Source organism: Archangium sp. (assembly GCF_036388035.1).
In the GTDB taxonomy this organism is placed as follows: Bacteria; Myxococcota; Myxococcia; order Myxococcales; family Myxococcaceae; genus Archangium.
In genome coordinates this window covers 1-7,021 of the sequence record NZ_DASVSO010000520.1, presented here as the reverse complement: position 1 = coordinate 7,021, position 7,021 = coordinate 1, and the positions used below count along the sequence as shown (strand labels likewise).

The following is a 7,021-nucleotide window of genomic DNA, read 5'->3' as shown; positions in this document are numbered from 1 at the left end:
GGGGCAGCCGGCGATGTCGGTGCCGCTCTACTGGAACGCCGCCGGGCTGCCCATCGGGGTGCAGTTCGCCGCGCGCTTCGGAGACGAGGCCACGCTGTTCCGGCTCGCGGCACAGTTGGAGCAGGCCCGCCCGTGGATGGGGCGCAAGCCTCGGGACTCAGGGCGGGGCCAGTAGCCTCACCGCGGGGCGGATGACGCCCGGACGCGCCCGATGAACAGGGTGTGCATCGGGCCTCCGCCCTTGCCTCGGGCGGGTGTCTCCACCACCTCGGTGTCGAAGCCCGCCCGCTTCAACCGGTTGGCGAAGGCTGGGTCCGACGAGGCGGACCACACCACCAGCACTCCGCGAGACTTCAGCGCACGCTGGATGGCGGTGAGCCCGCGCTCGCCGTAGAGCCAGCGGTTCGCCTCCTGGGTGAGTGCCTCGGGGCCGTTGTCCACGTCCAGCAGCACCGCGTCGTACTCGCCCTCCGCCTCGCGGAGCAGGACTCCCACGTCCCGGGCCTCCACCATCACGCGCGAGTCCTCCAGGGGCCGTCCGGCCAGGGGCGCGAGCACGCCCTGGTTCCACGCGACGACCGCTGGCACCAGCTCCGAGACCACCACCTGGGCCTCCGGGGGGAGCCGCTCCAACGCGGCCCGGACGGTGTAGCCCAAGCCCAGGCCACCGATGAGCACGCGAGGCCGCTTCCCGGTGAGCTGGGTGCATGCCACCTCGGCCATCTTCTCCTCGGAGCCATGCTGGCGGCTGGACATGAGCTCGCGGCCGTTGGCCCGGATGGCGAACTCCTCGCCCCGCTGGTGCAGCACCAACTCGCCTCCGCCCGGAGCGGGCGCTCGATCGATCACCTTCCACGGCTTCATGGAGGGCCACCATACCCGTGGGAGGCGGAGAGCAGGCGGCGGAAATGCGGGCCTGGAGGGCCGGGCGGCGCGCGTCCAGTGCCGTCCCCCCTCAGTCGTAGCCGCCGAACATGAAGAGCTGCAGATCCTCGTCGGTGGGGTTCATCAGCCCATGGAGCTGGCCGCCCTTGAGGAGGGCGAGGTGGCCGGCACGCAGCAGGCGCACTTCGATGCAGCGCTCCCGATCCGGCAGCTTGCACCAATCCCCGATGGCCATGTAGCCGCGGCCCTCCATCATCAGGAAGGCCTCGGAGTTGTCGCGGTGGCGGTGCAGGCCGATGCCCGACTTTCCCTGGAGGATGTGCAGGTCCATGTAGTCCACGGCGAGGAAGTCCTCGCGGCGCGTGCCCTCGCGCTTGCGGCCAGAAGCATCCAGGTTCCACGGCTCGAGTGTGCGGCCGAGCTCGCCACGGAAGGCGCCGTAGTTGGAGAGCAGGGTGCGGTACTCGAGTTGCCCGATGCCCCCGTGGGGATTCTCGCTCATCCCCACCGCGAGGTGGTTGTCCCAGCCGCGCACCACCATGTTGAAGGCGTAGTGGTAGTTGGTTCCACCCTGGGAGTCCCACACCTTGCCGCTCGCGTCGGACCAGGCGAGCTGCAGGCGCAGGGGCAGCACCGGGTGCATGGAGCTGTCCACGGACACCTCGTGCACGCGCTGGCCCTCCAGCCGCTCGCGCGAGAAGTCCTCCGGTTGGCCGTGCACCATCTCGTTGCGCGGGAGCAGCTCGCCCCGGTCGAACGCGGCCCGCCCCTTGGGCCCGAGCTTCTGCCGCAGGTCCGGCTGGGAGTAGCCCCACAGCTCCACCTCGTAGCGGTGGCTGTCGGGGTTGTAGGGCACCTTGAGGAGCTGACCCGGGGCATCTCCCACCTGGAGCCAGAGCTGTACCGAGTCCCCAAGCTGGCGTCCCGTGAGCCGCGACAGCACCGAGTCTGGCCCGCCCCGATAGGACACGCGCAGGAAGGGGCCGGTCCAGTCGTCGAGCGAGACCCAGCCCCGCACCAGGGTGGTGTCCGCGGTCTGGAAGTCCTTCACGTTCTGCTTCTGGAAATCCGCCTTGTCGTCCTGCTGCGTCGGGTCCGTCACCTGCGTGTTGGGTGCGGAGGGGCCATAGAGCGTCAGCGATTGGAAGGGGAAGAGGTACTGGAGGCTCTCGTGGAGGTAGTGCTCGCGCTCCACGGCCAGGTGCGTGCCCTCCATCTGCCGCAGGAGCGCGACGAGGGAGTTGTCCTGGTCATAGTTGGGAGTCTTGCCGGGGTCGACCTTGACGACCGCATCCGCGTGGATGATTTGCATGGAAGTCCTTGTCAGAAGGGGAAAGAGAGACGGGCCCGCGCCTACGTCAGGCCGTGTGGTAGAGGAAGGCGACGAACTTGAGCGGCTGCGAGGCGTGCGCGTTGCGGATGCCGTGGACGCCGCCACTCTTGGTGTAGAGGACGCTGCCCTTGCGCACCGGGATCTCCTTGCACGCCTTTTCACCCAGCCCGAAGACGTTGCGCTTCACCGTGGGCTTCGAGGCCTGCGCCGGGTCATCCTCTTCACCCAGGTAGGCGATGCCCTCGCCCTCGACGACGTAGTACAGCTCCTCGGTGCCAATGTGCTGGTGGGTGCCCTCCACCTTGCCGGGCGGAATCGTCACCTCGTGGAAGAAGACGAGCGAGCCCCCCAGCTCGCGCTGCAGCACCCAGCGCATGTCGATGAGGTTGTCGTCCTTCCGGTCCGGGTTGTCCCCATCCATCATCGCGTTGAGGTAGCGGACCGGCTTGATGTCCTCGGTCTGGAGCACCCAGCCGCGCTGGAAGTCCACGTAGTAATTCATGTCCTGGACGGTGTTCTCGGGAGCGCTCGGCCTGTCTACCCGGGGCTCCTGGTGGGTGCGCACGTAGTTGTTGTCCCACTCGGGCCGGGAGATGGCGTGGCCGCTCGGCCATTCGCGCGGACCCTCGCGGAAGGCCAACTCCAGCGCCTTGAGGCCCTTGAGGTCGTTCAAGGCGGCGTCGAAGGCACGCACGCGGGTGATGGTGCCATGGCGTCCCATCTGGTCCAACACACCCAGATCGTGCGCTCGGGCCCCCGGAGGCACCTCTAGCGTCTGCCAGAGCTCCACCTGATAGGCATCCGTCCAGCGGCAGTACTCCAGCCGCACCTCGGCCTCGGCTTGGAGGCTCGCGTCCTTGGGGTGCAGCTTCATCCAACCGATGAGCTCCCGGCACATGAAGCGGTTGCGCTCGCGCGTCAGCTCCACCAGACGCGAGCCGCGGTACTCGATGCGCAAGAAGTTGGAGAGGAAGCGGCCGTCCAGGTACACCTCTCCCTTGAGGACGGCGACGTCCACGGTGCTGCGCACCTCGGTGACGTTGTAGCGGTAGCGGGGGCTGCGCGTCGCGTTGAGGTACTGCGCGTGGTAGATGCGATCCGGGAAGAAGACCACCCGGAAGATGCTGTTCTCCGGGCTCGTGGCGATGTCGTCGAAGCGGGCATCCATGGTTCAGGACCTCGTGTTCAGGTGATCCGCGACGCGGAAGGCATTGGCCTGGATGGTGAGCGTGGGGTTGGCGCCGCCCGAGGTGGGCATGAAGGAGCCATCCGTCACGTAGAGGTTGTCGAACTGCCAGGCACGGCAGTTGGGGTCGAGCACGGAGTCCTTCGGGTCGGTGCCAAAGCGGGCGCCCCCGAGGATGTGATTGGCGATGCGGTTGACGCCACTGGCGCTGCCGGACTCGATCTGATCGACACTCGCGCCGGAGCGCTCGAACACGGCGCGGCACTGGGCGGCGAGCGTCTCCATGACGGCGAAGTCATGCGAGTGCCAGCCCTTGAGGATGTAGGCCACCTTGCGGCCCCACTTGTCACGCACGGAGGGGTGCAGCTCGATGCGGTTGTCGCGCATGGGCACCTGATTGGCCATGTAGCTCATGGACAGACGCTTGCCGAGGTCCCTGCGGACGAAGTCCAGCAGGCCCTCGCCCACGAGGTTCAAGTCGTTGATGAAGCCGTCCCAGGTGGTGTCCAGGTCGCTGCTGCGGTGGGTGCGGGCCAGGGACAGGGGCAGGGCCTGGTCCGAGGTGTTGTTGTAGAGCGCGCCGCCGGCCCACAGGCCGTTGGCATCGAGGAACTCGGGGTTGGCGCAGAAGTCCGTGGCCCAATCACTGTCGAGCGAGATGGACTTGTCGAAGCGCGCCTCGGCCTCGGCCAATCGGATCTCCGCGCCCCCGAAGCAGTGGGTGAGGAAGTAGCGGCCCAGCAGCCCGCTATCATGGATGCGCCGGCCGAACTCCGCGTCCTGCTCGGCGGACAGCATCAGCAGGCGCACGGACTCGATGGCCGAGCAGGCGACGACCACCAGCTTGCCCTCCACGGTGCGTGGCTCGCCGGCCGGGTCGAGGTAGTGCACGCGACCGACGCGGTCGCCCTGGCACTCCAGTTGGATGACGGTGCAGTTGGCGCGCAGCTCGAAGTTGGGCCTCTGGGCGATGGGCCCCAACAGACAGGCCCAGGTGCTGGATTTGAGCCCGAGCGGGTCCCCATAGCGGTTGACGAAGGCGGTGCGTGGGTCATACGCCTTGCGGCCACTGGGGGCGTGGTCCTCGGTGATGACAGCCAGGGGCGTGCGGTAGCGGCGCATGCCCAGCGCGTCCATGCCCTGCTCCACGTAGCGGCTGATGGGGTTGGGGGGCAGGGGCTTCTGATAGTGGTCCTGGCTGAACTTCTTGGCCTGGCCCTGACTGGTGCCATTGATGCCCACCAGGCGCTCGGCCTTGCAGTAGTAGGGCTCGAGGTCCCTGTAGGAGATGGGCCAGTCGCGAGCCTCGCGCACCACGTCTCCGTTGGGGTCGTTGCGCAACCTGGCGGCGCGACCCTCGTTGAAGCTGCGCAGCCGGAAGTCCTGCTCCGAGTAGCGCAGCGACACGCCGCCGTACAGGTGGGTGCCACCGCCCACCGCCTGGGCGGTGTAGCCCTCGATGGTGGCCTCGTCCTTGCCGTCCGAGGTGCGGTAGATGTGCGGCTCGTCATTCAGGTCCGGCTCGATGTGGCTCGAGTAGTAGGAGCGGCCCTTGTTGGACACCTCGAGCTGGAGGCGCTTCTCCGCGCCCGTGGCGAAGAGCTCATCGCGCTTGAAATCACTCAGCCCGCGAGGGTGCTCGTGCTGGTAGCGCAGCAGCGGTCCCTTCTCCAGCACCAGCACGGACTTGCCCGCCAGCACCATCTCCTGGGCGATGGGCGCGCCACCTGCTCCACTGCCAATGACCACCACGTCGAATTGTGTCTTCGTGCTCATCTGTCTTCCCCCCTCCCGCTTGAGGCAATCAGCCGCGGTACTCCACGTTGTTTCCCAGGGGCCGCTCGAGGGAGCGGCGCCAGTCGAAGAGGGTCTGGCCGGTATTGGGATCGCGGACGTAGTCCTCGAGGAAGGCCCAGCCCGAGGCGCCCACGTTGCCGCCATACTTGGGGTGTGAGAAGGCTCCCGTGAGCGTGTGGCGGCGCAGCATCTTCAGGAAGTACGCGGGGTCCCCGTACTGGCTGTAGTCCCAGCCGGCCACCGGCGCGTTGCTGGCCAGCTCGGCATAGAGCCCCACGATGGCTTCCCGAGGCACCTGCCCTGGCGGAAGGCGGGGGTAGCGCTGGCGGAGGATGTCCGAGAGCAGCGCGAGGCACGTCTTGTAATCATCGCGGTTGTGGCGCTCCTCACGGGCCAGCAGCTTGTCGATGAAGTTGACCACCCCGACGGACAGGTCGAGCCGGTGGGCATTGGGAAGCTGGGACTCGCGGGAGGCGGCATCCAGGCTCTGGAGGTGCCGCTCGATGAAGTTGCGCGCGGCGCGGGTGCGGAACGGCAGCAGGTGGTCCGTCAGCCGGCGCAGCAGCTCCTGCTCCCACGACTCGAAAGTGAGTGGCACCTGGCACTGGTGCGTGAAGAAGCGTGACCAGGTCTCTCCATTGTCCAACCGCACCTCTTGTGGGTTGATGGGATCGAGCACGAGCTGGCCGTCGACGACGTACTTATAGGTGTGCACCTCGCCCTTGGGGATGCGGAGCGACACGGTGAAGTAGGGCGTGTCGACCACGCGGCGCAGCTCGATTCCCTCGTAGAGGGGCGCGAAGGTCCCGACGACCGAGACGCTCCGCGGGGGAGGCGCGGCCCGGTTGTAGTAGATGAAGATGACCTCGTTGTAGGTAGCGCTGGCGTCGGCGCCCAGCGTGGCGTCGTAGTAGCTGTCGATGATGGGGAAGCGCCAGCTCTCGCAGATGCTCGCCCGCGGTCCGGTGATGCCATTGTCGAAGCCATGTCGCTCGTCCGTGTTGGTCCGGGCGAGATGTCGTGTGCAGTGGTTGAGGACGTACTGATCGTCACTCTCGAGAACGTGAGCTGGCATGATCCCCCCTCCGTGCGCCGGCCTGCCAGCCGGGCACCTTGCGTGAAAGCCATACAGCCGTTCACAGCGGCGCCAACCTTCCTGATTGAGAAGGTCTTGTCACTGCGCCCGCGGGACGATGCTTTCGTTTGTTTTAGTGCATTCCTGAAGCCCAGTGGCATCATGCCCGCATGAGAGACCAGGACAGCCCGCCCGAATCTGTCACCACCATCTACACCCTGGTACGTGGCGAGGATTGGCGGGCGGCCGAAGCAGTGGGCGAGTACCGCGGCAGCGCCGACGACACGCGTGACGGCTTCCTGCATTTCTCCACCGCCGCGCAGGTACGCGCCAGCGCCGCGAAGCACCGCGCCGGAGAGCTGGACCTGTTCCTGGTCGAGGTAGACGTCGCCACGCTCGGAGACGCGCTGCGCTGGGAACCGGCTGCCAGCGGCTCCCGCCCCGGCCTCTTTCCTCACCTCTATGGCCCGCTTCCCCTCGCGGCTGTGCGTGGCGCCACGAAGGTACCGTTGAACCCGGACGGGACGCACGCCTTCCCAGTCTGGCTCCCCTGACAGGGAGGGAGCACCGCCCGGCCCACGCTCCTGGCGGACCGGGCGGCTCGGGCCCTACATCTGCGCCAGCGCATCCGGGGATTCAGGGAGGACCTGGCCACCATCCACGATGAGCGTCTGCCCGGTGATGTAGCCGGCCTCGCGGCTGGCGAAGAACAGGGCGGCATGGCCGATGTCCTCCACCTCGCCCA

Annotated in this window: 7 protein-coding genes; 1 reads left to right on the top strand and 6 read right to left on the bottom strand. The window is 67.5% G+C overall.

The features are described from left to right. Positions 1–177: 177 nt before the first annotated feature. From VF697_RS21020 to VF697_RS21000, 5 genes are all read right to left on the bottom strand, one after another. Complete coding sequence (locus tag VF697_RS21020) at positions 178–864, bottom strand: hypothetical protein (protein ID WP_331097676.1); 687 nt, start codon at positions 862–864, stop codon at positions 178–180. A 91-nt stretch (positions 865–955) separates the two neighbouring features. Beyond that, the gene (locus tag VF697_RS21015) at positions 956–2,197 is read right to left on the bottom strand and encodes a hypothetical protein (RefSeq protein ID WP_331097674.1); all 1,242 of its coding nucleotides are present in this window, start codon (positions 2,195–2,197) and stop codon (positions 956–958) included. 46 nt (positions 2,198–2,243) lie between these two features. Next, positions 2,244–3,386: a hypothetical protein gene (locus VF697_RS21010; RefSeq protein WP_331097672.1), complete on the bottom strand. Its 1,143-nt coding sequence runs from the start codon at positions 3,384–3,386 to the stop codon at positions 2,244–2,246. A gap of 3 nt (positions 3,387–3,389) precedes the next feature. Then, positions 3,390–5,180, bottom strand: coding sequence for a GMC family oxidoreductase (locus tag VF697_RS21005; RefSeq protein WP_331097670.1), 1,791 nt, complete (start codon positions 5,178–5,180; stop codon positions 3,390–3,392). A gap of 28 nt (positions 5,181–5,208) precedes the next feature. Next, positions 5,209–6,276, bottom strand: coding sequence for a gluconate 2-dehydrogenase subunit 3 family protein (locus VF697_RS21000; protein WP_331097668.1), 1,068 nt, complete (start codon positions 6,274–6,276; stop codon positions 5,209–5,211). Between the two features lie 170 nt (positions 6,277–6,446). Between VF697_RS21000 and VF697_RS20995 the strand changes: the two genes are divergently transcribed. Then, positions 6,447–6,830, top strand: a complete 384-nt coding sequence (locus VF697_RS20995) for a DUF952 domain-containing protein (RefSeq protein WP_331097666.1) — start codon at positions 6,447–6,449, stop codon at positions 6,828–6,830. A gap of 54 nt (positions 6,831–6,884) precedes the next feature. On the opposite strand, the gene VF697_RS20990 is transcribed toward VF697_RS20995, so the two are convergent. After that, positions 6,885–7,013 carry an SDR family oxidoreductase gene (locus VF697_RS20990; protein ID WP_331097678.1) on the bottom strand — a complete coding sequence of 43 codons (129 nt, stop codon included), beginning with the start codon at positions 7,011–7,013 and terminating at the stop codon, positions 6,885–6,887. Positions 7,014–7,021 lie beyond the last annotated feature (8 nt).

Excerpts from the sequence above, each read along its gene's own strand:
- VF697_RS21020 (WP_331097676.1), bottom strand. The coding sequence starts at position 864 with ATGAAGCCGTGGAAGGTGATCGATCGAGCGCCCGCTCCGGGCGGAGGC.
- VF697_RS21015 (WP_331097674.1), bottom strand. The coding sequence starts at position 2,197 with ATGCAAATCATCCACGCGGATGCGGTCGTCAAGGTCGACCCCGGCAAG.
- VF697_RS21010 (WP_331097672.1), bottom strand. The coding sequence starts at position 3,386 with ATGGATGCCCGCTTCGACGACATCGCCACGAGCCCGGAGAACAGCATC.
- VF697_RS21005 (WP_331097670.1), bottom strand. The coding sequence starts at position 5,180 with ATGAGCACGAAGACACAATTCGACGTGGTGGTCATTGGCAGTGGAGCA.
- VF697_RS21000 (WP_331097668.1), bottom strand. The coding sequence starts at position 6,276 with ATGCCAGCTCACGTTCTCGAGAGTGACGATCAGTACGTCCTCAACCAC.
- VF697_RS20995 (WP_331097666.1), top strand. The coding sequence starts at position 6,447 with ATGAGAGACCAGGACAGCCCGCCCGAATCTGTCACCACCATCTACACC.